Annotated in this window: 20 protein-coding genes and 1 tRNA gene; 16 read left to right on the forward strand and 5 right to left on the reverse strand. The window is 71.8% G+C overall.

Annotation, left to right across the window (positions count from 1 at the left end):
- Nucleotides 1–13: 13 nt before the first annotated feature.
- Entirely contained in the window at nucleotides 14–1,732 is a 1,719-nt protein-coding gene (locus tag ACFQ79_RS11275; RefSeq protein WP_383581497.1) for a class I adenylate-forming enzyme family protein, read from the reverse strand.
- A gap of 305 nt (nucleotides 1,733–2,037) precedes the next feature.
- On the opposite strand from ACFQ79_RS11275, the gene ACFQ79_RS11280 reads away from it, so the two are divergent.
- The 9 genes from ACFQ79_RS11280 to ACFQ79_RS11320 all read left to right on the forward strand — a co-directional run bounded on the left by ACFQ79_RS11280 (nucleotide 2,038) and on the right by ACFQ79_RS11320 (nucleotide 10,427).
- Nucleotides 2,038–2,577 (forward strand): hypothetical protein, encoded by a 540-nt coding sequence (locus tag ACFQ79_RS11280; RefSeq protein ID WP_383581499.1) that lies wholly within the window; start codon nucleotides 2,038–2,040, stop codon nucleotides 2,575–2,577.
- A gap of 112 nt (nucleotides 2,578–2,689) precedes the next feature.
- Nucleotides 2,690–3,526, forward strand: a complete 837-nt coding sequence (locus ACFQ79_RS11285) for a DUF4097 domain-containing protein (protein ID WP_383581501.1) — start codon at nucleotides 2,690–2,692, stop codon at nucleotides 3,524–3,526.
- Nucleotides 3,527–3,564: 38 nt separating this feature from the next.
- Nucleotides 3,565–4,101, forward strand: a complete 537-nt coding sequence (locus tag ACFQ79_RS11290) for a hypothetical protein (protein WP_383581503.1) — start codon at nucleotides 3,565–3,567, stop codon at nucleotides 4,099–4,101.
- A 335-nt stretch (nucleotides 4,102–4,436) separates the two neighbouring features.
- A complete protein-coding gene (locus tag ACFQ79_RS11295) occupies nucleotides 4,437–6,773 on the forward strand; it encodes an MMPL family transporter (protein WP_383581541.1) in 2,337 nt (778 codons plus the stop codon).
- Nucleotides 6,774–7,220: 447 nt separating this feature from the next.
- Entirely contained in the window at nucleotides 7,221–8,279 is a 1,059-nt protein-coding gene (locus ACFQ79_RS11300; protein ID WP_383581506.1) for an ATP-binding cassette domain-containing protein, read from the forward strand.
- Nucleotides 8,276–9,100 (forward strand): ABC transporter permease, encoded by an 825-nt coding sequence (locus tag ACFQ79_RS11305; protein WP_383581509.1) that lies wholly within the window; start codon nucleotides 8,276–8,278, stop codon nucleotides 9,098–9,100. The genes ACFQ79_RS11300 and ACFQ79_RS11305 overlap by 4 nt, the downstream gene beginning before the upstream one ends.
- Before the next feature lie 128 nt (nucleotides 9,101–9,228).
- A tRNA-Arg gene (locus ACFQ79_RS11310) sits at nucleotides 9,229–9,301 on the forward strand.
- Nucleotides 9,302–9,538: 237 nt separating this feature from the next.
- Nucleotides 9,539–9,925, forward strand: a complete 387-nt coding sequence (locus ACFQ79_RS11315; protein WP_383581511.1) for a hypothetical protein — start codon at nucleotides 9,539–9,541, stop codon at nucleotides 9,923–9,925.
- Between the two features lie 64 nt (nucleotides 9,926–9,989).
- The gene (locus tag ACFQ79_RS11320) at nucleotides 9,990–10,427 is read left to right on the forward strand and encodes a hypothetical protein (RefSeq protein WP_383581513.1); all 438 of its coding nucleotides are present in this window, start codon (nucleotides 9,990–9,992) and stop codon (nucleotides 10,425–10,427) included.
- Nucleotides 10,428–10,513: 86 nt separating this feature from the next.
- Here ACFQ79_RS11320 and ACFQ79_RS11325 read toward each other — a convergent pair whose 3' ends face one another.
- Nucleotides 10,514–12,277 (reverse strand): MFS transporter, encoded by a 1,764-nt coding sequence (locus ACFQ79_RS11325; protein WP_383581515.1) that lies wholly within the window; start codon nucleotides 12,275–12,277, stop codon nucleotides 10,514–10,516.
- Between the two features lie 63 nt (nucleotides 12,278–12,340).
- Here ACFQ79_RS11325 and ACFQ79_RS11330 point away from each other — a divergent pair, with 63 nt between their 5' ends.
- Nucleotides 12,341–12,511, forward strand: coding sequence for a hypothetical protein (locus ACFQ79_RS11330; protein ID WP_383581518.1), 171 nt, complete (start codon nucleotides 12,341–12,343; stop codon nucleotides 12,509–12,511).
- A 423-nt stretch (nucleotides 12,512–12,934) separates the two neighbouring features.
- Here ACFQ79_RS11330 and ACFQ79_RS11335 read toward each other — a convergent pair whose 3' ends face one another.
- A complete protein-coding gene (locus ACFQ79_RS11335) occupies nucleotides 12,935–15,142 on the reverse strand; it encodes a D-alanyl-D-alanine carboxypeptidase family protein (protein WP_383581520.1) in 2,208 nt (735 codons plus the stop codon).
- Nucleotides 15,143–15,496: 354 nt separating this feature from the next.
- Here ACFQ79_RS11335 and ACFQ79_RS11340 point away from each other — a divergent pair, with 354 nt between their 5' ends.
- The 3 genes from ACFQ79_RS11340 (at nucleotide 15,497) to ACFQ79_RS11350 (ending at nucleotide 17,675) form a co-directional block, all read left to right on the forward strand.
- Nucleotides 15,497–16,195, forward strand: coding sequence for a GPP34 family phosphoprotein (locus tag ACFQ79_RS11340; protein WP_030315572.1), 699 nt, complete (start codon nucleotides 15,497–15,499; stop codon nucleotides 16,193–16,195).
- 214 nt (nucleotides 16,196–16,409) lie between these two features.
- Complete coding sequence (locus ACFQ79_RS11345) at nucleotides 16,410–17,270, forward strand: helix-turn-helix transcriptional regulator (RefSeq protein WP_229315753.1); 861 nt, start codon at nucleotides 16,410–16,412, stop codon at nucleotides 17,268–17,270.
- 204 nt (nucleotides 17,271–17,474) lie between these two features.
- Nucleotides 17,475–17,675, forward strand: coding sequence for a DUF397 domain-containing protein (locus ACFQ79_RS11350; protein ID WP_229315754.1), 201 nt, complete (start codon nucleotides 17,475–17,477; stop codon nucleotides 17,673–17,675).
- A 167-nt stretch (nucleotides 17,676–17,842) separates the two neighbouring features.
- Here ACFQ79_RS11350 and ACFQ79_RS11355 read toward each other — a convergent pair whose 3' ends face one another.
- A complete protein-coding gene (locus ACFQ79_RS11355; protein WP_383581522.1) occupies nucleotides 17,843–18,679 on the reverse strand; it encodes a hypothetical protein in 837 nt (278 codons plus the stop codon).
- 104 nt (nucleotides 18,680–18,783) lie between these two features.
- On the opposite strand from ACFQ79_RS11355, the gene ACFQ79_RS11360 reads away from it, so the two are divergent.
- Together ACFQ79_RS11360 and ACFQ79_RS11365 are read left to right on the forward strand one after the other, a co-directional pair.
- Nucleotides 18,784–19,566 (forward strand): SDR family oxidoreductase, encoded by a 783-nt coding sequence (locus ACFQ79_RS11360; RefSeq protein ID WP_383581524.1) that lies wholly within the window; start codon nucleotides 18,784–18,786, stop codon nucleotides 19,564–19,566.
- Nucleotides 19,567–19,751: 185 nt separating this feature from the next.
- Nucleotides 19,752–21,314, forward strand: a complete 1,563-nt coding sequence (locus ACFQ79_RS11365; RefSeq protein ID WP_383581526.1) for a sodium:solute symporter family protein — start codon at nucleotides 19,752–19,754, stop codon at nucleotides 21,312–21,314.
- Between the two features lie 10 nt (nucleotides 21,315–21,324).
- On the opposite strand, the gene ACFQ79_RS11370 is transcribed toward ACFQ79_RS11365, so the two are convergent.
- Nucleotides 21,325–22,443, reverse strand: a complete 1,119-nt coding sequence (locus ACFQ79_RS11370; protein WP_383581530.1) for an ADP-ribosylglycohydrolase family protein — start codon at nucleotides 22,441–22,443, stop codon at nucleotides 21,325–21,327.
- A gap of 154 nt (nucleotides 22,444–22,597) precedes the next feature.
- Here ACFQ79_RS11370 and ACFQ79_RS11375 point away from each other — a divergent pair, with 154 nt between their 5' ends.
- Nucleotides 22,598–23,677: a tyrosine-protein phosphatase gene (locus ACFQ79_RS11375; protein ID WP_383581533.1), complete on the forward strand. Its 1,080-nt coding sequence runs from the start codon at nucleotides 22,598–22,600 to the stop codon at nucleotides 23,675–23,677.
- Nucleotides 23,678–23,842 lie beyond the last annotated feature (165 nt).

Here is a 23,842-nt window from a genome sequence, read left to right on the forward strand (position 1 = left end):
GAGCCGGCTCAGCTCACGCGCCGCCGACCGCGCCGCCCTGCCGGCCGACCCGCAGGCTCCCCCGCAACTCCCGCTTGAGGAGCTTCCCGGTCGGGTTCCGGGGCAGCTCCTCCTCGCGCACGAGGACGTGGACGGGCACCTTGAAGGCCGCGAGGCGCGCGCCCACGTGCGTGCGCAGCTCGTCCACGCCGACGGCGGCGCCGGGCCGCAGCCGGACGACGGCCGCGACCTCCTCGCCCAGGAGCGGGTGCGGTACGCCGAGGACGGCGGCGTCGACGACGTCCGGATGCTGCTGCAGCACGTCCTCGACCTCGACGCAGTACACGTTCTCGCCGCCCCGGACGACCATGTCGGTGAGCCGGTCGACGATGGTCACCCGCCCGTCCTCGTCCACCCGCGCGAGGTCCCCGGTCCGGAACCAGCCGTCCTCGGAGAACGCCGCGCGGGTCGCCTCCTCGTTGCCCCAGTAGCCGCGGACGAGGGACTGCCCGCGCAGCCACAGCTCGCCGACGCCCTCGGCGTCGGGCCGGTCGATCCGCACCTCCGTGACGGGCGAGGGCCGGCCGACGCTGCCGGGGTGGGCGCGGTACTCGGCGCCGACGTTGGACAGGACGCCGCCGCTGGTCTCGGTCAGCCCGTAGCCGTTGCGGGGCTCGAGCCGCTCCCCGTACCCGGCGGTGATCCCGTCGACGATCCCGGGCGGGGCGGCGGCGCCACCGGTGCTGAGCAGGGTGAGGCTGTCGAGCGGGTCGCCGGTGGCGCGGGCGAGGTCGAGCAGCTGGAGGGCGGTGGTGGGGACGCCCGCGTAGTGGGTGACGCGGTGCTCCCGGATCAGTTCGAGAGCCCGGCCGGCGTCCCACTTCCGCATCATGACCAGGGTGCCGCCCGCCGCCATCACCCCGTAGAAGGAGGTGAACGCGGCCACGTGGAAGAAGGGGAACGTGGTCAGCGACACGGGCACCGGCCCCGTGCCGGGCACGTCCCCGCGCGCGAGGGCCGCGGCGGCGGCGAAGTACCGCGGGTTCATGGCCGCCCCGGCCTGCGCGAGGTGGGTGGCGACGGCGCCCTTGGGGCGCCCGGTGGTGCCGGAGGTGTAGACGATGGTGGCGTCGTGCTCGGGCAGGACGTCGACGAGGGGCGGCCCGAGGTAGGGATCGGCGTCGGGGACGTACGGCACGAAACCGGCGGCCCCTGGAGCGCGCCCGCCCTCCCCGTCCGCCCGGTCCTCGCCGCCCTCCTCGTCCGCCCGGCCCTCGCCGCCCTCCCCGTGGAAGACGATGCCGGGCACGTGGTTCCGGGCGGCCCACTCCCGCACCCGCCCGACCCGCTCCCCGTCGACGAGCAGCACCGCGGGAGCGCAGTCGTCGAGGGCGTACGTGAACTCGTCCTCGGTCCACCAGGCGTTGAGCGGTACGGCGACGAGCCCGGCGAGCTGGGCGGCCCAGAAGGCGACCTGCCACTCGGGGTGGTTCCGCATGGCGACCACGGCCCGGTCCCCCGGCCGCAGCCCGTACTCCCCGACGAGCCGCCGGGCAAGACCGCAGGCGGCGTCGAAGAACTCGCGATAGGTCGTCCGCCCGTCCTCGGACACCAGGAACACCCGGTCGTCATAGCCCCAGACGACCTCGACGAACTCCCGCAGCGTGCGGGGCCCGGAGGCGTACACCCCGTCCTCGACGGCGAAGGGCGCCCCGTCCGCGGTGAGCCGCTCGTCTCCACCTGGCACTGCCACCGCACAACCCCCTGAGCATCCGCTCGTCGTCCCAGCGCGGCGACGCTATGCGCACCCCCGAACCGGGTCAACCCCGACGGCCCGCCACGAAGCGGCGGGGCGGGGGGGGGCGGCGGTCGGGGTGGTGGTCGGGGGTGGTGCTGTGGCGGGGAGGGCCGGGGGCGGCGGGCAGGGCTGGGGGTGGTGCGGCGGGGAGGGCCGGGGGCGGCCATCGTGGCGCCAACCCGGCAACACTCTGGCGCAGCATGGCGCACCGTGGCGCCAGATGACTTGCAATGGCGCCATGATGGTGCCACTATTGCGTCATGGACCTCACCCCGTACGTGGACAATCTCCGCCATGAGCTCGGCGTGGCCGCCCAGGCGGGCGGCGACGAAGCCCGCGCCCTGGCGGACCGACTCACCGGACAGCTCGAGTCGGCCGCCCGGCTGACCCTGCTCAACGCCCTGTCCGACGCGATGGACGAGATCACCCGCGACCTCGCGCCCGGCTCGGTCGATCTGCGGCTGCGCGGTCTGAACCCCGAGTTCGTGGTGACCGCACCGCCGACCGCCGACCTCTTCGAGGAGACCGAGACCGCGCTGCCGGCCCCGCCGCCCCCGGTCACGACCCCCGTGGAGGGCGAGGACGGCGCCACCTCCCGCATCAACTTCCGGCCGCCCGCCCAGCTCAAGATCCGGGTCGAGGAGGCCGCGAGCCGCGAGGGACTCTCGGTCAACGCGTGGCTCGTCCGGGCCGTGGCCGCCGCCCTCGAACCGGGCAGCGCCCAGGGCCGCACCACCCGCAAGGGCACGACGGGCGTGGGCCCCGCCGTCGGCCAGGGCTTCACCGGCTGGGTCCGCTAGCAGCAGGCCCCCGGCACCGGGCCCGCCCCGACACGGGGCCCGCACACCTCACTGCCGCACCGAGGCACGTCACCCGGCACTCACCTCTCCTCAGTCAAAGGACGGCACAGCCATGCCTACGTTCGACACCCCCGCACCCCTCTCCGCCACCGTCGAGATCGAGATCGGGCGGGCCCGGATCATCGCGGGCAAGCGCACCGACACCGTCGTCGAGGTGACGCCGAGCGACCCCGGCGACAAGCTCGACGTCCAGGCCGCCGCCGAGACCAACGTGACCTGCACGGGTGGAAAGCTGCTGGTCAAGGGCCCCAAGAAGCGCTCGCTCTTCGGCAAGATCGGCGCCGTCGACGTGACCGTCGAACTGCCCGCCGGCTCGGATCTGACCTGCAAGACGGGCCTCGGCGAGCTGATCGGCGAGGGACTGTTCGGGAACTGCCGCCTCACCACCGCCGCCGGGGACATCCAGCTGGACGAGGCCGCGGCCGTACGGCTGAAGACCTCGCACGGCGACATCCTCGTGGACAGCACGACCGGCGAGACCGAGATCCACGGCTCCGGCCGGGTCCGGATCGGCCGGATCGACGGATCGGCGACGATCCGCAACCTCAACGGCGAGACCACGGTCGGCGAGATCACCGGCGAGCTGCAGGTGAACTCGTCCAACGGGCCCATCGGCGTGGGCCGCACGGAGTCCTCGGTCACCGCGAAGACCGCCAGTGGCGCCATCCGCCTCGGCGAGGTCGTCCGCGGCCGGATCACGCTCGACTCCGCCGCCGGCGGCCTCGAGGTCGGCATCGCCGAGGGAACCGCGGCCTGGCTCGACGTACGGTCCACGGCCGGCCGCGTACGCAACGAACTGGGTGCGGCGGAGGGCCCGGGCCAGTCCGAGGAGACGGTCGAGGTCCGCGGCCGCACGAGCGTCGGCGACATCGTCATCCGCCGCGCGTAGACGCCCGGCACAACGAACCGAGGGGGGACGGAAGCCCGATGGAACGCGGACCACAGACCAGCACCACCGGCGCCACCGGCACTCCCGGCGCCTTAGCCTCCTTCGTTCGCTTCGTGATATTCGGCGGCGGGGTCGGCCTCGCGTCCAGCGCGGCCGTCGCCCTGCTCGCCGCCCTCCTGCCGTTCGCCCTCGCCAACGCGCTGGTCACCGTCGTCTCGACGATCCTCGCGACCGAGCTGCACGCCCGCTTCACCTTCGCGTCGGGGCTCCGGCCCTCCGCCGGGCGCGGCCTGCTGCGCTGCGGTCTCCGCCACCACCTGCAGTCCGCAGGGACGGCCGCCGCCGCCTTCTCCGTGACCACCCTCGCGATGCTCGTCCTGCACGCGATCGAGAGCACGCCCGGCCTGGCCGTCGAGCAGACCGTCTACCTCTCCGCCTCGGGCCTCGCCGGCATCGGACGCTTCCTGGCCCTGCGTCTGTACGTCTTCGCCACGGCCCGCAAGCAGCCCGTGCCGGTCACCCTGGACCTCCACCGGTCTCCGACGCTCCGCGCGTCGCTCACCACGGCGTCCTGACCCGACTGGGAGCGGCGGCGATCCCCGCCCCGCACCACGCGCCTCTCGCGCCTCACGTACCCCTCACGTACGCCTCGCGTCCCTTTCGCGCTGCGGTTCACGCGCCCGCGTACCCACTCCGTATCGCCCCGTACGCCCGTACCGGCCCGTACCGGCCCATACCGCCCGCGCCGACCCGGATGCCTGCGCCGGCGCCGTAACGCACCGCCCCGCACCTCCCCACGCCGCCATGGCGCCATGTCGTGCTGCCCCACCGAGCTCCACCCCGCAACCCCCGCCCGACCGCCACCACCACCACCACCACCACCACCACCACCACCCGACGGGAGCCCACCGTGGCTACGTTCCTCTCCAAACTGGGCCGCCTCGCCTTCCGCCGCAAGGGGGTGACGCTGCTGCTCTGGCTGCTGGCCTTCGTCGGCATGGGCGTCGCCGCCTCGTCCGCGCCGACGCCGCCCGCCGACACGTTCTCGATGCCGGGCACCGAGTCGCAGGAGGCCTTCGACCTGCTGGCCGAGAAGTTCCCGGACGCGAGCGTCGACGGCGCCACCGCCCGGGTCGTCGTCCGCGCCCCCGCGGGCACGAAGATCACGTCACCCTCGACACGCACCGAGGTCGAGCGTCTCGTCACCGAGCTGGGGGCGTCGTCCCCGCAGGTGGTGGGCGTCGCCGACCCCTACAGGTCCCCCGCCGTCAGCATCAGCGGCGACGGGACCACCGCCTACCTGGTGGTGACGTACAAGGTCCCCGCGGCGGCCGTCGACGACGAGGCGCACGACGCGCTCGACGCGGCCACCGAGCAGGCCCGCGAGGCGGGTCTCACCGTCGAGGCCGGCGGTGACGCCGTGAAGATCGAGCAGGCCATGGGCGGCACGGGCGAGCAGATCGGCATCCTGATCTCCGCGTTCGTCCTCGTTCTGACCTTCGGCTCGATGATCGCGGCCGGAATGCCGCTGATCACCGCGCTGATCGGGGTCGGCATCGGCATCTCGGGCATCACGGCCCTCGGCTCCACCTTCGGCCTCTCCGGCACCACATCGACCCTCGCGATGATGATCGGCCTGGCGGTCGGCATCGACTACGCGCTCTTCATCGTGTCCCGTTTCCGCGCCGAGCGGGCCGAGGGACGTACTCCCGAGGAGGCCGCGGGACGGGCCGTCGGCACCGCCGGCTCGGCCGTCGTCTTCGCCGGTCTCACCGTCATCGTCGCCCTCGCCGGGCTCGCCGTCGTGAACATCCCGATGCTCACGAAGATGGGCCTCGCCGCGGCCGGCACCGTCGCCGTCGCCGTCCTCGTCGCGATCACCCTGGTCCCCGCCCTCCTCGGCCTCGCGCCGGTCAAGGTGATGGCCCGCAAGGGACGTCAGCGGTACGCCGTGAAGCCGCTGTCGGACCGCCTGCGGCGCAGGGCCGCCAAGCACGAGGCGAAGCTCGCCCGGAAGACGAAGCCCAACCTGGGCACCCGCTGGGCCCGTTACGTCCTGCGCCACCCCGTGGTCGTCCTGCTCGTCGGCGTGATCGGCCTCGGCACCATCGCCGTACCGGCCGCGAGCCTGGAGCTCGGCCTGCCGGGCGAGGGCCAGATGTCGACGCAGACGACCCAGCGCAAGGCGTACGACCTGCTCTCGGAGTCCTTCGGGCCCGGCTTCAACGGCCCGCTGATGGTCACGGTGCAGACCGGATCCACCGACGGCACCGATGCCACGGGCACCGACACCGGTACCGGCACCGCGACCGGCACGGGCACCCGTACCGGTGCCGGTGCGGGAGCCAAGGCCGCGGCCGACGAGATCGGCAAGGCCCTCGCGAAGACGCCCGGCGTGGCCTCGGTCTCGCCGGCCACCGCCAACAAAGCGGGCGACACCGCGATCCTCACCGTCGTCCCCACCAGCGGCCCGACCGAGAAGAAGACCGAGGAGCTGGTCCAGGCCCTCCGCGACACCGCCGGCGGCCTGGAGCGGAGCACCGCGTCCCGGATCCTCGTCACCGGCCAGACGGCCATGTTCATCGACTTCTCGCAGACCCTCGACGACGCGCTCCTGCCCTACCTGGCCCTGGTCGTGGGTCTCGCGTTCCTCCTTCTGATGGTGGTCTTCCGCTCCGTCCTGGTCCCGCTGAAGGCGGCCCTCGGGTTCCTGCTCTCGGTGGCGGCGGCGCTCGGCGCGGTCGTCGCGGTCTTCCAGTGGGGCTGGCTGGCCGATGTCTTCGGCATCGACGCACCGGGCCCGATCATGAGCACGATGCCGATCTTCATGATCGGCGTGGTCTTCGGCCTCGCGATGGACTACGAGGTCTTCCTGGTCAGCCGGATGCGTGAGTCGTACGCCCACGGTGCCCGCCCGGGCGAGGCGGTCGTCGACGGCTTCCGCCACGGCGGCCGGGTGGTCGCCGCGGCCGCGGTGATCATGATGAGCGTGTTCTCCGGCTTCATCGTGGAGGACAACGACTTCGTGAAGATGATCGGCTTCGCCCTCGCGATCGCGGTCCTCTTCGACGCCTTCGTGGTCAGGATGGCGATCGTGCCGGCGCTCTTCGCCCTGCTCGGCAGGTCCGCCTGGTGGCTGCCGAAGTGGCTGGACCGGATCCTGCCCCGGGTGGACGTGGAGGGCGAGAAGCTCGCCGCGACGCAGCCGGCGCCACACTCGCCCCGGCGGAGCACCCTGGTCGGCTGAACACCTCGCGGATCCACCGGATCCGGTGGATCCGCCCCGTAGCCCCATCACCCCATCACCGCATCACCGCATCACCGCATCGCCGCATCGCCCATCGCCCATCGCCCCGACAACTGGCGCCCCATGGCACCGGCCCGCCCAGGCCGGCGCCATGGGGCGCCTTTCCGCTGGAGGGGCGGATCCCGACAAAGACGCAGGCCAGAAGCGCAAGGCGCCACGTGGCGACACAAGAACGCAAGCATGGCGCCACAATGACTCGACATGGCGCCATCCCTGTGCCACGATGATGGCGCAAGCACGGCACGGAATGGCGCCAAACAAACGCCACTCCACGACCGGTCGCAGGCATCAAGCACACAGCTCACCCCAGCCCCACCGACCGACCCGGCACCACCCCGCGCATCCAGCCCCACCCCCGCCCTCCCAGAAGAGAAAGGCCCGCAGACCATGAGCACCACGAACCACCCCACGCACACGGCCACCGCAGCGGCCGCAGCGGCCACCGCGGCCACCGGCCCGCGCTCCACGGCGATCTCCGCGACCGGCCTGCGCAAGTCGTACGGCGACAAGGTGGTGCTCGACGGCATCGACCTGCGGATCCCCGAGGGCACGATCTTCGCCCTGCTCGGCCCCAACGGCGCGGGCAAGACGACGACGGTCGAGATCCTCTCCACCCTGATCACGGCCGACGGGGGCGAGGCCCGGATCGCCGGCCACGACGTGAAGGCCGACGCCGACTCGGTACGCACCCTGATCGGCGTCACCGGCCAGTTCGCCGCCGTCGACGGGCTGCTGACCGCCGAGGAGAACCTGCTCCTCATGGCCGACCTCTACCACCTGAGCCGCAGCGAGGGCCGGCGCCGTACCGCCGAGCTCCTGGAGCGGTTCGACCTCACCGAGGCGGCCCGCAAGAACGTCGCCACCTTCTCCGGCGGCATGCGCCGCAAGCTGGACCTGGCGATGACGCTGGTCGGCCGGCCGCGGATCATCTTCCTCGACGAGCCCACCACCGGCCTCGACCCCCGCAGCCGCCGCGACATGTGGGAGCTGATCCGGGACCTGGTCACGGAGCAGGGCGTGACGATCTTCCTCACCACGCAGTACCTGGAGGAGGCCGACCACCTCGCCGACCGCATCGCGGTGCTCGACCACGGCAAGCTCGTCGCCGAGGGCACGGCGGAGGAGCTGAAGCGGCTGATCCCCGGCGGTCACGTACGCGTCCAGTTCGCCGACGAGACCCACCTCGCCACGGCGGCCGCGGTCTTCGGCATCGCGACCCGGGACGACGAGGCGCTCGCGCTGCAGATCCCCAGCGACGGCTCGGTCACCAACCTCCGCGCCATCCTCGACGCCCTGGACAGCACCGGGGTCCAGGCGGAGTCGCTCACCGTGCACACCCCCGACCTCGACGACGTCTTCCTCACCCTCACCGGCAAGCAGAACGCCCCCACCGTCCCCGCCCCGTCCACCGCCGCCACCACCACTCAGAAGGAGTCGAACCGATGAGCACCGCGACCCTCGCCCCGGCCAAGCCGGTCAAGCCCACCCGCTCGTACGCCCTGCGCGACTCCCTGACGATGCTGCGCCGCAACATCAAGCACATGCAGCGCTACCCGTCGATGACGATCTCGATCCTCGTCATGCCGCTCCTGATGCTGCTGCTCTTCGTGTACGTCTTCGGCGGCGCGCTCGGCGCCGGCATCGGGGCGGGCGGCGACCGCGGCGACTACATCAACTACCTGGTGCCCGGCATCATCCTGATGGCCGCGACCTCGGGGGCCGTGGCGACGGCCGTGTCGGTCTGCACCGACATGACCGAGGGCATCGTCAACCGCTTCCGCACGATGTCGATCTCCCGCGGCTCCATCCTCACCGGCCACGTCATGGGCAGCGTCCTCCAGGTCGCCGCGGTCCTCGTCCTGGTCACCGGCGTCTCCCTGGCGATCGGCTTCAGGCCCGACGCCTCGGTCGTCGAGTGGGCGGCCGCCGCCGGCCTGCTCCTCTTCCTCGCCTTCGGCATGGCCTGGCTGTCCGCCGCGATGGGCATGGGCGCCAAGACCGTCGAGTCCGCGAGCAACGCCCCGCTGCCGCTGACCTTCCTGCCCTTCCTCGGCAGCGCGGTCGTCCCCCCGGAGTCCATGCCGACGGCCCTGCGCTGGTTCGCCGAGTACCAGCCCTTCACCCCGATCAACGAGACCCTGCGCGGCCTCCTGCTCGGCACGGACATCGGAAACGCCGGCTGGATCGCCCTGGCCTGGTGCACGGCCCTGTCCGCCCTCGGCTACTTCTGGTCCCGCTCGGTCTTCAACCGCGAGGTAACCCGCTGACCCCACCGGCCGCCCCAACGGCCGACCACCAGAGGAGGGCGGCACCGGGAACGATCCCGGTGCCGCCCTCGACAACACCCCATCACCTCAGCACACCCCCACACCCGTCCGCTACGCTGTCTCCGTCCGCCTTCGTAGCTCAGGGGATAGAGCACCGCTCTCCTAAAGCGGGTGTCGCAGGTTCGAATCCTGCCGGGGGCACAAGCGCAAAGGCCACACCTAAACGTTTAGGTGTGGCCTTTGGCATCTACGCCTGACACCAACGCCAGCGGTCACGTACGCCGGACCGTGTGCTGCGGCCAGGACCGAACCCTTTGGCGGCACTGGGCCGACCGCCCGGAGGAACCGCTGGAGCTCTGCCCCTTCCCCGACTTGGTCCGCTGACCTCCACAGTCGCGGGTATCGTCCGGACCGGTCGATCAGTCGGTAGGGGGCGGCATGTACAACGAGCGGCACGACGAGCGGCTGTCCGATGAGGAGCTGGAGCTGTTCGTCCAGTACCTGCACCGGTTCGCCAACCACGACGTGGACATCTGCCTGGCGCTCGAAGCCGGAGACACCGACAACCCCGTCTACGTGACGTTCTGCAGGGACTGTCCCCCGGTCGGGGACGCCTCGGACTACCGGCGGCCCTTCGCGGACCGGCGACAGCCGACGTCCACGGCTGACATCGACGACGGTGGATCGCGGCAGTCCCCCACGGCTCCTCGCGGCGACCGCGAGCAGCAGTCCGACCCCGGCAGCGCACACCCCGACCGAACCCCTCAAGCGGGTGTCGCAGGTTCGCATCCCGCCGGGGGCGCAGACGAGAAGACCATTCGGTGACGTCATCGGGTGGTCTTCGTCGTGTCAGCCCCGTAGGTCCCGTAGCCGGACGGAAGTGGGCGTCGTGAGCTTGTTGCCGTGGGTCGATGAGCATGTCGTCGTCGTGGACGCCGGGGTCGACGAGGTGTGGTCGCGGTTGCTGGTGAAGGTCGGGCGGTCGCTTTCCACGGCGGGCGGGGCGCGGTACGCGCGGGTCGTGGGGGCCGTTCCCCGGGAGACCGGTGGGGTGCGGCCGCTGGGTGTCGGGTCGGAGTTTCCCGGGTTCCGGGTCGCTCGGCTCGTGCCGGGGCGCGAGCTGGCGCTCGAGGGGCGGCACCGGTTCTCCTCGTACAGCCTGGTCTTCCGGGTCGAGGAGACGGCCGACGGTCGCTGTCGGCTGCGTGCCGAGACCCGTGCCGTCTTTCCCGGGGCGGCGGGGCGGGTCTACCGGGCGCTCGTCATCGGGAGCGGTGGGCACGCGTTCGCCATGCGGCGGCTGCTGGCCGGCTACCGGCAGCCGTGACCCGGCGTCGTCCGGCTCAGCGGCGTTCGTCGTGACGCGGCGTCGTCCGGGTCAGCCGCGTTCGTCGTGACGCGGCGTCGTCCGGGTCAGCGGAGTTCTTCCGGGCAGGGTGTGCCCCGGGAGAGCTTGTACGGGGCCGCAAGGCGGTAGACGCCGGCCTTCGGGGCGACCAGTTGGGTCCATTCGTCGCCCTCCGCGTCCGCCTCCGTCTTGAAGAGGCAGCCCTCCTCGTTGGCGAAGACCTTCGGGATCTCGGTGTCCGACTCCTCGCGGGCCAGCTTCGACGCCTCCGTCTCCTGCGGAGGTTCGATCTTGCCGCCGTTCTCGTCCACCAGGGCCAGCCACGGCGAGTACGGGACGCGGATGAGGATCCGGCCGGGGGTCTCGACGCGGATCACGACCTCGTTCTCCTCCGCGCTCTGCACCACCGCCGGCGCCTCCGCGAGGGGCGTCGGGTCGGCGACCTCGTACAGGCGCCAGTTCTCGTCCGACCACACCTGCTTCAGATACGGCAGGCCCTCGCCGACGAGCTCCGCCTCCTGCTCCGCTCCCGAGTCGGGCGCGCCCGTCGGCAGCACCACGTAGTGGACGGCCCAGCGGTGGAGCCACTCCTCGTAGTTCACGGAGTTCAGCGTGTCGTCGTAGAAGAGCGGGTTGCGCTCCATGTCCGCCTGGCGGTTCCAGCCCCGCGCCAGGTTGATGTACGGGCTCAGCGCCGAGGACTCGCGGTGGCTCGACGCCGGTACGACCTCCACCCGCGCCTTGCGCGCATCCCGTACCTGGAGCTGGTTGATCAGCGGCGCGAGCTCACGCGCCCAGGAGGCGTCCGGGGCCGTACGGATCACGTCGTCGACGCCCTTGAAGCCGATCCAGAAGTTCAGGCCGACGAAGGCCAGCACCAGCGCGTACCAGCGGCGTGAGCGCGGCGCCGTGTACGGCAGGGCCGCCAGCAGCACGACGCCCGCGAAGAGCATCGGGAGCCGCGAGATGTTCGAGCCGATCTGCGAGTCGATCAGCCAGGTGAGCAGCGTGCCGATCGTGTACACCGCCGCGGCGGTGCGGACCGTCCGCCAGTCCTTCGGGACGAGGAGGAAGGTCAGCACCCCGAACAGCAGCGGCAGCGCCGTCGAACCGAAGGCCATCGGCTGCGTGCCCGAGAAGGGGAACAGCCACGAGGACAGGGCGACGACGGCCACCGGGGCCAGACCCAGCGCGTACGCGCCCGGCCGGCGGCGGTTCAGGAACAGCGCCGCCGCCGCAACTCCCAGGAACAGACCCGCCACCGGGCTGCACGCCGTCGCCAGACCGGCGAGCGGCGCCGCCACCGCGGCCTTCGCCCAGCGCTTGCGGCGCCAGCGGTGCGGCCAGCAGAACACCGCCGCGACCGCGCCGACCGCGAACATCATGCCGAGGCCGAAGGTCACCCGCCCCGACAGGGCGTTGCAGAGGAACGCGAAGACGCCCGCGACCGAGCACGCCAGCGGATTGCGGACCGCCCGCACCCGCACCAGGATCAGCGCGGTCAGCCCCGCCGACAGCGTCCCCGCGATCATCATCGTGCTGCGCACGCCGAGCATGGACATGAGGTACGGCGACACGACGCTGTACGAGACCGGGTGCATCCCGCCGTACCAGGCGAGGTTGTACGCCGAGTCGGGGTGCCGGCCGACGAACTCGGCCCACGCGTCCTGTGCCGCCAGGTCGCCGCCGCTGTTCGCGAAGAAGAAGAACCACAGGATGTGGGTGACGGCCGCGAGGCCGGTGGCCGCCAGGACCGTGTAGCGGCGCTTCCGCCGCGGGGCCGGGGCCGGGGCGGTGGACGCCGGGGCCGGCCGCTGCGCCGGAAGCACTATTCGCGGGAGCGAATCACGCGACGCGCCAGATTCCGCGTCGGATTCCGCGTCGGATTCCGCGTGGGATCCGGCGCCGGAGCGGGCATCGGCAGGGGCGTCGGGACGGGCACCGCCACCGGCGTCGCCGCCGGCACCGCTACGGGAACCGGCACCGGCATCGCCACGGGCACCGCCGCCGGCATCGCCACGGGCATTCCTGCGACCGTCGGCATGGTCGGAGTCTGGGGCTGAGTCCGCGCGGTCGGCGCGTGTCGGCTCGGCGGTGGTCACTGCGGCCCTTTCCCGTGCTGCCCGTCTCACATCGCTCGCGTCACATCGCTCGCGTGTGTCACGCGTCGTACTCGTCCCCGGGAAGACGCTAACAGCTGGGCTCCCCTGAGAACCCGGGGAGCCCGGCCGAGCGGGTGGCCCCGGACCCGGTGACCGGGTCTGGCCGGGCGCCGATCCGGGTGCCGCGCGGGCTGCCGCCGGGGCGCCGATCCGGGTGCCGCGCCCGGTGCCCCGCCGGGGTGCCGCGCGGGGACCCCGACGGGCCGGGCGCCTGGCCTGGCGCCGGGCCCAGCGGCCTGGTGACCTGGATACCGCCCCGCCCGGCGGCCCGGTGGCCCGATGGCCGCCCGACCCGGCGGCCCGGTGACCGCCGGCCCCGGCGGCTCAGCCGACGCGCGTCAGCTTCTTGTCGAAGCCGGGCTCCGCCAGGTCCTGCTGGAGCGCGACCGGGGAGCTGACCTTGCCCGCGCCCGTGCCGATCGACACCTGACCGACGATGTCGCCCGCCTTGCCGGTGTGCGGGACGGCCTTGCCGCCGTCCGTCAGCGCCAGCTTCACCCGGAGGCCCGGCCAGCCGATGGCCTTGAGCTCCTTCGTCGCCACGACCGGGATCCGGCCGCCGAGGCCGTCGTCGACGTAGCCGAGGACCTGGCCCTTGCGGACCACGGTCGCCGAGGTGACGTCCTTCTGGGCCTGCTGGATCAGCTTGTAGCTGTTGTCGATGGCGAGCTGGAGCTTCTGGCCCAGCTGCTCCGCGTCCTTCGCACCCATCACGATGCCGAGGATGCGCCGGTTCTGGCCGTCGACGACGGTGTTCGCCGACCAGAGCAGATTGCCGCCCGCCGGGGTCGACGAGCCGGTCTTGATGCCGCTGACACCCGGCTTGAGCAGGATGTTGTTGTTGTTCTCGATCCGGCCGGGGATGCCGTCCACCGTCACGTTCGGCATGTTCACGATCTCGCGGAACACGTCGTACTGCATGACCGCCTTCGCCAGCTTCAGCTGGTCCTGCGGGGTCGACACCGTGCTGTCGAGCAGACCCGACGGGTCCGTGTACGTGGACTGGGTCATGCCCAGGTCCTTCGCGGCGGCGTTCATCTTCTCGACGAACGCGGCCTCCGAACCGGCGTCCCAGCGCGCGAGCAGCCGGGCCACGTTGTTCGCGGAGGGGATCATCAGGAGCTCCAGGAGCTCCTTCTCCGAGTACGTCTGGCCCGTCTGGACCCGCGCCGTCGACTCGTGCTCCGCCTTGCCCTGATCGGCGGCCTTCTGGTCGATCTCGATCTCGGGGCCCTTCTGGCTCCCCTTGAGCGGGTGGTCGCGGAGGATCACGTACGCCGTCATCGTCTTCGTGACGCTCGCGATCGGGGCCGGCTTCTGCGCCCCGTACGTCCCCATGGATCCGACGCCCTCGACCTCGACGGCGCCCTGTCCCTCGGTGGGGAACGGCAGGTTCAGCTCGCCGCCGCCGAAGGTGAAGGTCGGCGCCGCCGACAGCGTCAGCACGGGCGCGGGCAGCGGGCGGACCATCTGCACGATCGCAAAGACGATCAGGACCAGGAGGACCAGCGGGGTCCAGATCCGCACCCGGCGCACGGTCGTCCGCAGCGGGGTCGGCGGCGGGGGCGGCGTGTTCGTCAGCTCGGCGAGCAGGTCGAGCGGGGGCAGCGGCGGGAGCGGCTGCTGACGCGTCCGCTCCGCCTCGGCGAACGCGGGCACGGGCGAGGGCGCGGCGGCGGGTGCCGACGCGGACGGCGCCTTCGGCTGTACGGGGGCGGAGGCGGCGGGCTTGGGAGCCTCGGGCGCCTTGGGGGCCGCCGCGGCCGCCTGGGCCTTCTGCTCGGCCGGGATGTCCGCCCGCAGCGGCAGGAAGGTGCTGGTGCGCTCGCTGTCGGCGTCCCCGGCGCTCCTGCCGCCACCGCCACCGCTGCCGGCGCCGGTCAGGGAGGACGGAAGCTTCAGCGCGGTGGTGGGCTGGTCCACGGGCAGCCGGACGGCCTTGAACATGGTCGTCGGCTGGTCGACCGGCTCGTCGTCGACGTCATCCGAATCGGAGTCGGCACCGGAATCGGATCCGGAGTCGGAATCGTCGGAGGGAGCGTCAGCGGGCTCCTCGGCCGAGGCCTTCGCGTCCGCCGCGGGCTTCCGCGCCGAGAACCAGGATTCCGCGGAGGACTCCGCGGCCGTCTTCGCCTCGACGGACTCCTCGTCGGAGTCGTCGTCGGAGTCGTCGCCCGTCTCGTCGTCCGACTCGCCCTCGTCGGAGGCGGACTCGGACTCGTCCTCGGGCTCGTCGTCCTCCGGCCCGGACTCGGTGTCCGCCTCGGCGGCCTCGGCGGCCTCGTCCGGCTCCGCGTCGTCCGCGTCGTCCGCCTCGGACTCCTCAGGGGCGTCCCGCGGCTCCGACTCCGGCTCCTCCGCCGTCGCCACCCACGCCGCCACCGCGGCCTTCAGGCGGTCGCTCTCGGGCTCCGGAGCCTTCTCCTGCCCCGACGGCTCCGTCCGCTCCGTCCGCTCCGGCGCGGCCGCCGGCGCGTCGTCCTCCGGCGTCCGCGGCGCGAGCGTCTTGAAGACGGCCGTCGGCTGGTCCACCTGGACCGCCGAAGCCGAAGACGACGCAACCGAAGCCGCCGACGAGGCGTCCGACTCATGGAGCACGGAAAGCCGAGGATCCCTGCCGCCGCCGCCCGAGGCCTTCGTCTCCTGAGACGACCCCTGCTGCTCCGCCTTGTCGGGGGACTCGCCCGCCACCGTGCCTCCTCCATGCGTCGTGCGTACGTACGGACCATGTACCGGTCCGTGTACCAGTGTCCTGTGTGAACCCCTTGGCCCCCGTGCTAGACGAGAACGACATACCTACTGGTTCCCGGATGAACCACCCAGGCACTCTCGACAGATGAATGTGAGAGGGGTCACCCTGTCATTCATCCACGCGGGGAGGCATGGATGGGCAGGAGCCGCAGAACCATTCCGGAGGAGCTTCTGCTGCTCGCTCTGGACCCGACCACGGGTACCACAGCGCAGCCGCAGTCGCTCGACCTCGGCCTGGCCGGTGCACAGCTAGTGGAGCTGGCGCTGGCAGGCCGGATAGCCCCTGACGGGGATCGTATCGCCGTGGTGATGCCACGGCCGACCGGAGATCCGACCTTGGACTCCGCACTGGAACTGCTGCGCAGGCGTGGCAGTCCGGTTCGGGCCGTCCACTGGATCGGCGGGCCCCGACTGGGGCTTCGCCAGACGTATCTCTCGCATCTGGAGCGATGCGGCATGGTGCATGCCGTGGAGGGCCAGATGTGCGGGGTGTTGCCGACGACTCGCTATCAGGCGACGGACACGGCGATCAGTCGGGAGATCCGTTCCCGGCTGGACAGTGCGATCCGCACCGGCGTACCGCCGGACCCGCGGACCGCGGCGCTTGCCGCGCTGGCCCACGCGGTCGGACTCGGGAAGCACCTCTACCCCGGTAACGAAGGACGGTCGTCGCGGTCCCGGCTGCGCGATCTGATCCGGCACGACCCGATGGGCGGACTCGTGGCGCACGCCGTGATGGACGTCCAGAACGGCGCGGCGGCACAGCCGCGTCGGAGCGCCGCGGGTGTCCCGGCGCAGCCTCGCGGCAGCATGGCCCGCGCGGCGGCGCACTAGGCACCACGGACAGAACAGAACCAACCCGGGAGCCGCACAAGTGTGCGGGGCGGTCTGGACGGCCGCCCCGCACACGCGCGTCCACCGGCCGTTTCCGGCGTTCGGCCGGGCATACGTTGTGGTCGTTTTCCAGCGCACACCTGGGCTTTGGTGGCAGTCTGCCAAGCGGTAGATACTCACAGCTACGCAGCAGACAGCCGGAGGTGCAGTTTCCGTGGCGTCCAACGTCAACCCCACCGTCAGGCGACGCCGATTGGGCCAGGAGCTGCGCAAGCTCCGGGAAGCGAAGAACATGACGGCCGAGCAGGTCGCCGAGCGTCTCCTCGTCTCCCAGTCCAAGATCAGCCGGCTGGAGAACGGCCGTCGCTCCATCAGCCAGCGCGATGTGCGCGACCTGTGCGGTGTGTACGAGGTCGAGGACGAGCGCATGGTCGACTCGCTCATGCAGATGGCCAAGGACTCGCGCCAGCAGGGCTGGTGGCACGCCTTCGGCGACATCCCGTACAGCGTCTACATCGGCCTGGAGACCGACGCGGAGAGCCTGCGGATGTACGAGCCGCAGATCATCCCCGGACTGCTCCAGACGCACGCGTACGCGGAGGCGGTCATCACCGGCGCGCTGCCGGAGTCGACGCCCGCGGACATCGACAAGCGGGTCACGGTCCGCACCCGCCGCCAGGAGCGCATCCGGGACGAGGAGCGTCCGCTGCGCCTGTGGGCGGTCATCGACGAGGGTGCGCTGCACCGGATCGTCGGCAGCAGGCAGCTGATGGTGGAGCAGCTGGAGCACCTCATCGAGCAGTCGCACCTGCCGCACGTCACCGTGCAGGTGATCCCGTTCGAGATGGGCGCGCACCCCGGGATCAGCGGGCAGTACTCGATCCTGGAGTTCCCGGACACGTCCGACTCCAGCGTCGTCTACATCGAGGGCGTGACGAGCGACCTGTATCTGGAGAAGGCACAGGACGTCGGCAAGTACAGCGTCATGTACGAGCACCTCAGGGCGCAGGCGCTGAACGTCGAGCAGACCCGTGACTTCATCTCGGAGATGGTGAAGAAGCACGCCAGGGGCTGAGCCGAAAACCGTCGCCGCGCGGGTCCGAAAAACAGCGGGGCGGGTACGGTACAGGGCGTACTCGCTCCCACGGAAGCCCAGTTGGAATATGCCACTCGGACGTGTGAACGCCGGTCCCGTCGGACGGGACCGGCGAGTAGCGTCGATCACGCCGGCAAGAACGTTGGCGCGACACATCCACTGGCAGAACCGGAGCTGAGCAGCATGGCGATTATTCAGGGTGGCACCGACACCTGGACGAAGTCCTCGTACTCCGGAGGGAACGGGGCCTGCGTCGAAGTGAAGTCCCCCCTCGTGACCGCGATCGCGGTGCGCGACTCCAAGGCCCCCGAGGGTCCCTCCCTCTCTTTCGGACCGGGATCGTGGAACGCCTTCGTCGGCAAGGTGAGCAACGGGGCCCTCTGAGCCCCGTCGCTCGAGCCGTCAGCCAAGCGTCACCCGTAGTACGGGCAACACCCGTACTACACGCAGTACACGTAACTCCCGTAGTACACGCACCACACGCAGTACGAAAGAGCCCTCTCGACCGGTCCGCCGTCCTGGCCGAGGGGGCTCGGCCCTGCCCGGACCGGTCAGCGCAACTGGTCCACGTACAGATCCGTCCCCGGCACCGTCGGGATGAAGGGTGCCACCAGTTCCACGCGGCCGCCGGCGCCCTCCCCCAGTGACTCCAGGTCCCCGAAGTGCTCCGTCCAGCACTCCCTCGGGTCCCGTTCCAGGAACCACAGCAGGGTCAGCCGGGTGTCGACGCCCTCGACCTGCTTCACGTAGGTCATGCGGTCGCCGGGCAGCGGGGTGGGGCGGAAGACGGTGACCATCGCCGCCGGTGAGCCGGCGAGCCGGCGGGGCAGTTCCCCGGTCCGCAGGCGTTCGAGGAGGGCCGCGCGCTCCTCCGGGCCCTCCGTGTCGACGACCTGGAGGATCAGCCCCGCATAGGGGTGGTCGAGGGCGTGGAAGTCGCGCGGGCCGGCCGCGCCGTCGCGGTAGACGGTCACCTCGTGGTCCTGGAACGCGGTGAAGACATGGGTCCGTTCCTGGTGGACGCGGGCGTCGCGGTTGAGCCGCTTGTTGATGCCGACGGTCCACTTCATGTGGTCGTCGTAGCGGCCCTCGGTGATCCAGTACGTGGAGAGGTAGCAGCCCGCGGTGACGGGCCGGGCGACGGCGGACTTCTCCGGGCCGCGCAGTTCCTGGAGTTCGCGGGTGGCGACCCAGCGGCGGCCCGCGTACATCCAGGGCATGGCCATGGCGCCGGCGTAGTAGTGGTCGTCTTCGTACCAGCGGTTGTACGCGTACTCGTGGCCCGGATGCGGCTCGACCATGGTGATCAGCGCGTGGCCGGGCCGCACCCCGTACGGGCCGACGGACGCCAGCTCCGCGTACGTCTCGCTGCGGGTCTCCTCGCTCATCCTCGTTCCCCTTCCCTTGTCGGCGACTCGGCCTTCCCTTGTCGGCGACTCGGCCCTACTCTGACGGACCGTCAGATCGATGAACAGGCCCAGGGAGGACCCGGATGCTGCTCCAGGGGAAGACGGTCGTCGTGTCGGGCGTCGGCGCGGGGCTCGGCCATCGCATCGCCGAGACGGTCGTACGGGACGGGGGCAACGCGGTCCTCGGCGCCCGCACCGAGGCCAATCTCGCCAAGTCCGCCGCCGAGATCGACCCGGAGGGCGGCCGCACGGCCTACCGGGCCACCGACATCACCGACGAGGCGCAGTGCGAGGCCCTCGCCGCCCTCGCGACCGAGCGTTTCGGGGGGATCGACGCGGTGGTCCACGTCGCCGCCTGGGACTCCTACTTCGGCGGCCTCGAGGACGCCGACTTCGCTACCTGGCAGGGCGTCCTGGACGTCAACCTGCTCGGGACCCTGCGGATGACCCGGGCCTGCCTGCCGGCGCTCAAGGCGCGCGGGGGCGCGGTGGTCCTGATCGGCACGCAGTCGGCGGTCGCGGCGCCCACACAGGTGCGGCAGGCGGCGTACGCGGCCTCGAAGGGGGCGCTGACCTCGGCGATGTACTCGCTCGCGCACGAGCTCGGGCCGCACCGCATCCGGGTCAACACCGTGCTGCCCGGCTGGATGTGGGGCCCGCCGGTGCAGGCCTTCGTCCAGTTCACCGCGCACACCGAGAAGGTCCCGGAGGCGGAGGTGCTCGCCCGGCTCACCGAGCGGATGGCGCTGCCGGAGCTCGCGACGGACGGGGACGTGGCGGAGGCCGCGGCGTTCCTCGCCTCGGACCGGGCGCGGGCGATCACGGGTCAGTCCCTCCTGGTGAACGCCGGGGAGCTGATGCGCTGATACCCGCAGGAACCTTCTGATTCCCCGCCGATTCCCCGCGGGAAGAGTTCATGGACATGAACAAGGGTCAGCAAACAGAACGATTTTACTGTCCCTTGACCCTCCATTGCATTGTCCCTGCCTTGTAACTCGCCACACCATGAACGGCGTTCACAAGGCGGACCAGAACCCCTGGAGGGGGCTCCATGAACAGTCTCGACTGGGTCGTGCTCATCGGCTATTTCGGCGTGATGGTCGCGATCGGTGTCTGGTCCCACAAGCGGGTGGACACCGTCTCCGACTTCTTCACGGCCGGCGGCCGCATGCCCTGGTGGCTCTCCGGCATCTCCCACCACATGTCGGGCTACAGCGCGGTGATGTTCACCGGGTACGCGGGCATCGCCTTCACCTACGGCGTCACGTCCTACGTCACCTGGTCCTTCCCCATCGCGATCGGCATCGCCATCGGCGCCAGCCTCTTCGCGCCCCGGCTCAACCGGCTGCGCTCCCGCCTCAAGGTGGCCTCCCCGCTCGAATACCTCAAGGACCGCTACAACCTCCCCACCCAGCAGGCCCTCGCCTGGTCCGGCGTCCTGCTGAAGATCGTGGACGTCGGCGCCAAGTGGGCCGCCATCGCCACCCTGCTCTCCGTCTTCACCGGCATCTCCCTCAACCAGGGCATCCTCATCACCGGTGTCGTCACCGGCATCTACTGCACCGTCGGCGGACTCTGGGCCGACGCCCTCACCGAACTCGGCCAGTTCGTCATCCAGCTCCTCGCCGGCGTCGCCATGCTCGTCGCCGTCCTCGGCAAGCTCGGCGGCTTCAGCGCGCTGTGGACCGTGTGGGACCGGCCCGAGCTCCAGGGCCACACCGCGCCGACGGCCGGCCCGTACACGCTGACCTTCCTCCTCGCGTACCTCTTCATCAAGACCTTCGAGTACAGCGGCGGCATGTGGAACCAGGCCCAGCGCTACATGGCCACCCCCAACGCCCGCGAGGCCACCCGCTCCGGCCGGCTCTCCGCGGTGCTCTGGTTCGTCTGGCCGCTGGTCCTCTTCTTCCCCATGTGGGTCGCGCCGCTGCTCGTCGACCCGAAGAAGCCCGACGCCTCCGACTCGTACGCCCTGATGACCGAGCAGCTGCTGCCGCACGGTCTCCTCGGCCTCGTCGTCGTCGGCTTCTTCTCGCACACCATGGCCATGTGCTCCTCCGACGCCAACGCCATCGCCGCCGTCTTCACCCGTGACATCGCCCCCGCCGTCAGCAAGGCCGCCCGGGGCTGGAGCCAGAAGGCCGGGCTGCTCGCCGCGCGCTGGTCGACGATCGCCTTCCTCGCCCTGTCGATGGCCATCGCCACCCAGGTCAACTCCCCCACCTTCAAGGACATCATCACCGTCGTCATCAAGTGGGTCGCCGGACTCATGGGGCCGATCGCGATCCCCTTCATGCTCGGCCTGCTCCGCACCTTCCGGAAGTCCGGCCCGACCGCGGCGCTCGTCTCCTGGGCCGCCGGACTCTTCGTCTTCTGGCTCACCAACTACGGCCTCGACGGCATCGAGCTCCAGATCCAGATCGTCTCGCCGCTCGCCACGTCCCTCGTCCTGTACGTGCTCATCGGCTTCATCAGGCCCGAGGACACCCCGGAGCGGGACGCGCTCCTGGCCCGGATCGGCACGGACCCGGACGACGACGGGGACGGGGACGGGGAGAACGGCGCCACGATCCCCGCACAGGGCGGCGAGCGCGCGGACCAGGCCCTCGGATGACCCGCGCCGATCAGCCCCTCGGGTAGCGCGCCAGCCAGCCCGGCGACGACTCCGTCGGGCTGTGCAGGGCGGCTCCCTGGGTCATCTCCATCGAGAAGTCGTCCGCGAGCTCCAGGACCGTCGCACGGCCCTCCAGTTCGGCCAGCCAGGCCGGCGGGAGGGCCGTCTCGCCGTGCAGGGCGCCGAGCAGCGCGCCCGTGAGCGCCCCGGTCACCGCCGACGGCCCGTCGTGGTTCACCGCGAGCCGCAGCCCGTGCCGTACGTCCTCGCCGACCAGGGCGCAGTACACGGCCGCCGCCAGCTGCCCCTCCGCCCGGTCCTCGGTCGCCCCGAGGGCGGCCACCCGCTCCGGATCCGGAACCCCTTCCCGTACGGCTCCGAGGGCGCGGCCCAGCGCCTCGGTGACCGGCTCGTGGCCGGGGCGCGCCGCCACCTGCCCGAGGGCCCGGTCGACGGCCGCCTCCACGGAGCCGCCGCGCGCGAGACCGTGGACGACGACCGCGAAGGCGCCGGCGGCGAGGCCCGCGGCCGGGGCGCCGTGGGTCTGGGCGGCGCACTCCACGGCGAGCTGGCACACGAGCTGCGGCTCCCAGCCGACGAGCAGCCCGAAGGGCGCGGAGCGGACGAGCGCGCCGGAGTCGGCGGCCTCCGGGTTCTTGGGCTTGTCGAGGGTGCCGAGGATCTCGTCGCCGAGGCCGGTGAGGCAGGCGCGGGGCGGGTTGCGGCGGGTGTAGAGCCATTCCTCGCGGGCCAGCCAGCCGTTGTCCTTGCGGCGCTCGTCGGGGCCCCAGTCGCGCTGGGTGGCCGCCCAGCGCAGATGCGCCCGGTGGACGTCGGTGGGCGGGTGCCAGGCGCCGGTGTCGCGGCGTACCTGGGCGCGGATCAGGCCGTCGACGGTGAAGAGCCCCATCTGGGTGGCGGCGGTGACGGCGCCGCGGCGGCCGAACGCGGGCGCGGGCTCGCCGAGTCCGTCAGGTCCGTGGGCGTCCCTGATCTCGGCGAGGGTGAGCCCGTCGGCGCCCGCGCCGAGCGCGTCGCCGAGGGCTCCGCCGAGCAGACAGCCCCGTACGCGGGCGCGGAAGTCCTGCTGTTCGGCGCGGCCCCACACGGCCGCGGCTGTCGTGGCCACGACGTGCCCTCCCCCCGTAGACCGGTCTGCGCAGCACTGTAATAGACCGGGTACGTCCGTTCGGGGGCCGGAACGTTATGTGATCCGAAGCCCTTCAGTCCACTTTTGACCGCAGTTCACCCAAGGTTTGGGCATGACTTGAACGATCCGCGTCATGAACCCCCTGACACGAGTCACGTCCCTCTCCACCGCGGCCCTTGCGGCCGCCCTGCTCACCGGCCTCGTCGCCCCGCCCGCCTCCGCGCACTCCCACGGCCACCGGCACCAGGACGAGCGGCGCGTCCCCTTCACCGCCGCGACCGTCACCGAGAACGCCGGCGGCACCTACACCGTCGCGTGGAACGCCCCCGGCACCCACGGGGTCACGATCCGCACCGGCGGCCGCACCGTCGCCCGCGGCGGCGCCACGGGCTCCGTCACCGTCTCCGGCCTCGCCGCCACCGACCGCCGCTGGTTCGACCTGGTCCCCGACCGGGGGACCCCGCTGCACCTCGCCGACCGGCTGATCCGCCTCCAGGGCACGGTCAACTTCCGTGACGCGGGCGGCTACCGCACCACCGACGGCCACTGGGTGAGGATGGGCGAGGTCTACCGCTCCGACTCCCTGGAGAAGCTCACCGACGCCGACCTCGCCAAGCTGAAGCGCCTCGGCGTCCGCACGGTCTTCGACCTGCGCATGGAGTCCGAGCGGACCACCGCGCCCGACCGCGTCCCCGCCGGGGCCACGCACGTCGTCGCCGACGTCCTCGCCGGCACCGGCACCTTCACGTCGATGCCGAAGAGCCCCGCCGAGGCCGAGGCGATGATGGTCGAGGGCAACCGCTTCATGGTGAGCGGCGACACCGCCCGCACCGCCTACACCACCGTCTTCGACGGCATAGGCACCGACCGCAGGCGCGGCGTCCTCTTCCACTGCACGGCCGGCAAGGACCGCACCGGCTGGTCGAACGCCGCCCTGCTCACCGCCCTCGGGGTCCCCGAGGAGACGGTCATGGCCGACTACCTGGCCAGCAACTCCTACCGGGCCGCCGCCAACGAGGCGATCCTCTCCCACCTCCCGGCCCCGCAGGCCGCCGTCTACAAGCCGCTCCTCGACGTCCGCCCCGCGTACCTCAACGCGAGCTTCGACGAGGTCGAGGAGGAGTACGGCTCCTTCCGCGGCTACCTGCGGAAGGGCCTCGGCATCGACGACCGGGAGCTCAAGGAGCTGAAGAAGGACCTGCTGGTCGGCTGACCCCCGATCCCGCTACTCCTGCGGAAGGACCGGCAGCAGGTCCGGGAGGTGTCCGTCCGACGCCCTTGCCGTGCGCTGTCGTTCTTCGGGTACTTCGCCGTAGAGGGTCGTCCGGGGCTTCGCCGGGCGGCCTGCCGCGTGGGCGATGGCTTCGAGGTCGTGGAT

Origin of the sequence: Streptomyces sp. NPDC056480 (genome assembly GCF_042795405.1) — a bacterium.
Classification (GTDB): Bacteria; Actinomycetota; Actinomycetes; order Streptomycetales; family Streptomycetaceae; genus Streptomyces.

Excerpts from the sequence above, each read along its gene's own strand:
- ACFQ79_RS11280 (WP_383581499.1), top strand. The coding sequence starts at position 2,038 with ATGGACCTCACCCCGTACGTGGACAATCTCCGCCATGAGCTCGGCGTG.
- ACFQ79_RS11285 (WP_383581501.1), top strand. The coding sequence starts at position 2,690 with ATGCCTACGTTCGACACCCCCGCACCCCTCTCCGCCACCGTCGAGATC.
- ACFQ79_RS11290 (WP_383581503.1), top strand. The coding sequence starts at position 3,565 with ATGGAACGCGGACCACAGACCAGCACCACCGGCGCCACCGGCACTCCC.
- ACFQ79_RS11300 (WP_383581506.1), top strand. The coding sequence starts at position 7,221 with ATGAGCACCACGAACCACCCCACGCACACGGCCACCGCAGCGGCCGCA.
- ACFQ79_RS11305 (WP_383581509.1), top strand. The coding sequence starts at position 8,276 with ATGAGCACCGCGACCCTCGCCCCGGCCAAGCCGGTCAAGCCCACCCGC.
- ACFQ79_RS11315 (WP_383581511.1), top strand. The coding sequence starts at position 9,539 with ATGTACAACGAGCGGCACGACGAGCGGCTGTCCGATGAGGAGCTGGAG.
- ACFQ79_RS11340 (WP_030315572.1), top strand. The coding sequence starts at position 15,497 with ATGGGCAGGAGCCGCAGAACCATTCCGGAGGAGCTTCTGCTGCTCGCT.
- ACFQ79_RS11350 (WP_229315754.1), top strand. The coding sequence starts at position 17,475 with ATGGCGATTATTCAGGGTGGCACCGACACCTGGACGAAGTCCTCGTAC.
- ACFQ79_RS11355 (WP_383581522.1), bottom strand. The coding sequence starts at position 18,679 with ATGAGCGAGGAGACCCGCAGCGAGACGTACGCGGAGCTGGCGTCCGTC.
- ACFQ79_RS11360 (WP_383581524.1), top strand. The coding sequence starts at position 18,784 with ATGCTGCTCCAGGGGAAGACGGTCGTCGTGTCGGGCGTCGGCGCGGGG.
- ACFQ79_RS11365 (WP_383581526.1), top strand. The coding sequence starts at position 19,752 with ATGAACAGTCTCGACTGGGTCGTGCTCATCGGCTATTTCGGCGTGATG.
- ACFQ79_RS11375 (WP_383581533.1), top strand. The coding sequence starts at position 22,598 with ATGAACCCCCTGACACGAGTCACGTCCCTCTCCACCGCGGCCCTTGCG.